At 72.5% G+C, this 2,410-nt stretch carries 2 protein-coding genes; both read right to left on the bottom strand.

Annotation, left to right across the window (positions count from 1 at the left end):
* Positions 1-744: glycosyltransferase family 2 protein (locus RMO85_RS06035; protein ID WP_310527452.1), on the bottom strand; the 744-nt coding region annotated here is incomplete at its 3' end.
* Positions 741-2,410: glycosyltransferase (locus tag RMO85_RS06030; RefSeq protein WP_310527449.1), on the bottom strand; the 1,670-nt coding region annotated here is incomplete at its 5' end. The genes RMO85_RS06030 and RMO85_RS06035, both read right to left, overlap by 4 nt.

Genomic DNA, 2,410 nt, shown 5'->3' with positions numbered 1-2,410 from the left:
CGTGTGCTCGGGAATGAGCACTCCCCCGGCCTCGGCCAGCCGGTGCCCGAGCTCCATGTCCTCGCCGAGACGCAGGCTCGTCGCCATACCGCCGGACGCGAGGTAGAGCTCGCGCGTCAGCGACCCGGTCGCGCCCACATGGGCGCGGAAGGCGCGGGGTCCGGCCAGCGTGAGGTCGTCCGTACGCCGCCACATCCCCTCGACCCACTTGTGGGTCTCCTCGGCGTCCCAGTCCCAGGTGTGCGCGATCTCGCCGCTGCCCACGGCCTCGAGGATCTCGGCCGTCGACCTCCCCGCCAGGGGCGCGGGATCGACGAACCGCTTGGTGCCGAGCACGACGGCGTAGTCGATCTCGTGGTGCCACCGCAGCTGGGCCTCGAGGTGCTCGCGGAAGGCGAGCATGTCGGCGTCGAGCCACTGGATCACGTCGCCGTCGCTGGCGAGCGCCCCGGTGTGGCACGCGTTGGCCCGACCCCAGCCCTCGGTGACCCGGACGACCTTGGTGTTCTCGGGGCGGACCTCCGGCAGTGTCACGGCGGTCGGGTTGCCGTCGTCGACCACGACGACCTCGAGGAGGTGGGCCGGGTAGGTCTGCGCGGCCAGGCTCGCCAGCACCACGGGCAGGGTCGCGTCGGCGCTCCACGTGGGGATGACGACGCTGACGCTCCGGGTCGGGGTCCACGCGCCGAGGTCCTTCTCGGGAAGCGCCCGCCACTCGTTGCGGCGGATCAGCGGCTGGGTCACGGGAGGTCCCCCTCGTCGAGCACGAACTCGTCGGGGACATGGAAGCCGGGCCACTCGCGCTCGAGGATCTCCGGGCGACGGAAGGACTCGGGATCCGACTGCCAGGTGTGACCGGAGGCGGTACGCCGCAGCACGTAGCCGAGGCCGTGGGTGCGGTAGATCCGACCCCCACTGGCCTCGACCGCGTTCAACAGCTGAGCATCGACGAAGCGGCGTACGCGCCGGAACCCGCCCACGCTGCGCAACACCTCCCGGTCGATCATGAGCGTGCCGCCGGCCACGAAACGGTTGTGGATCTCGGTCGGGTGGTTGCGGCGGGCCGTGACGCCCAGCTCCTCCAGGAAGACGAACTCGCTGGGCATGCCGACCACCTCGGCACCGGTGTAGCGGCGGGCCAGGAGCAGGTCGTGGATCGCGTGCGGGGAGTACCAGTCGTCGTCGTCGACCTTCAGCAGCACGTCGCCGTCGGCCACGCTCGCCGCATCGTCGAGGACGTCACCGAAGAACACGTCCTTGTCGTGCGAGCGGACCACCACGTCGTGCCCGCCGAGAAGGGCCCGGACCTCGTCCTCGGCGACGGTCCAGCCGTGCGTGCCGAGGACGACCTGGAGCTCTACGCCCTGTTGGCGGGCCAGCTGCCGCATGGCGAACTCGAGCTGGTGTGGGCGCATGGTGGCCAGCAGGACGCTCACCTTGGGCTGCGCGACGAACCTGACACCGGCTCGCGCGGCCAGGTCGCGCCGCCAGGCGAGGGTCGAGTGCGTGTCGAGCGCCGCGCGCCTGGTGGTGACGCTGTGCTGTTCGCGGGCGAGCGGGTCGTCGAGGTCGACCGGTCGCGCCAGTGCTCGCGTGAGGGCGTCGCTCAGCTGCGGGTGGGTGCCGGTGGCGAGCAAAGGGACGCCGGCCATGGCCAGGCCGGCCACGGTGCGCGGGTCGGCCGTGGCGAGGTCGACCCGCAGACCCTGCACTCCGCGGAGGTCCGCGACCGCCCGCTCGGTGAGCGGCTGCCCTTCGGCAAGATCGCGGACGGCGACGTCGAAGTCCTTGCGCCAGCCGCGCGGGTTGACGACCTGCTCGTCCACCGGCGCCAGGCCGGGGTCGGTGACGACCAGGGGCGCCCGCTCGGTGACGTGGTGCACCTCAGGCTGCCCGTCGGTGGTCGAGGAGACCACCACGTCCGGTGGCACGTCCCGCTCCGGATCGCCCGCGTCGGCACCCCGGTCGAAGAAGTTCGCTCGTGCGTCGAGCCCGGCCGCCGCCTCACGACCCGCATAGCCCACGACCAGTCCGCCGTGCCCCCGATCACCGTCGGCGGCCTGACGGGCGCACTCGATCAGGACCTGGTGCGCCGCGACCGGGCCGGCAAACCGCAGCACGGTCAACACACCCCGGCCCGCCTCCCGCGCCATCAGGCTGGTGAGCACCGGCCACTCGGGGCGCGGCCGCACCACCAGTGGCACCGTCGCCTCGGTCAGCCAGACGGCAACGACCCGGACCTGACCCAGCCTGGGCAGCGCGGCTGCCCGTTGCCTCAGCGAGGCGCGATCGGCGGTCATCCACAGGACCGACCTCCAGCCGCGACCGATGTCGGTGGCTCCTGCCATGGTCGTGAACGTGGCCCCGGGCGGGGCCAGGTCGGCAGCCGACTGCTCGTCGCCGATCACCA

The sequence above is a fragment of the Nocardioides sp. genome, assembly GCF_031422975.1.
Lineage (GTDB): Bacteria > Actinomycetota > Actinomycetes > Propionibacteriales > Nocardioidaceae > Nocardioides.
The sequence above is the reverse complement of the archived record's forward strand: the minus strand, read 5'-3'. Positions and strand labels throughout refer to the sequence as shown.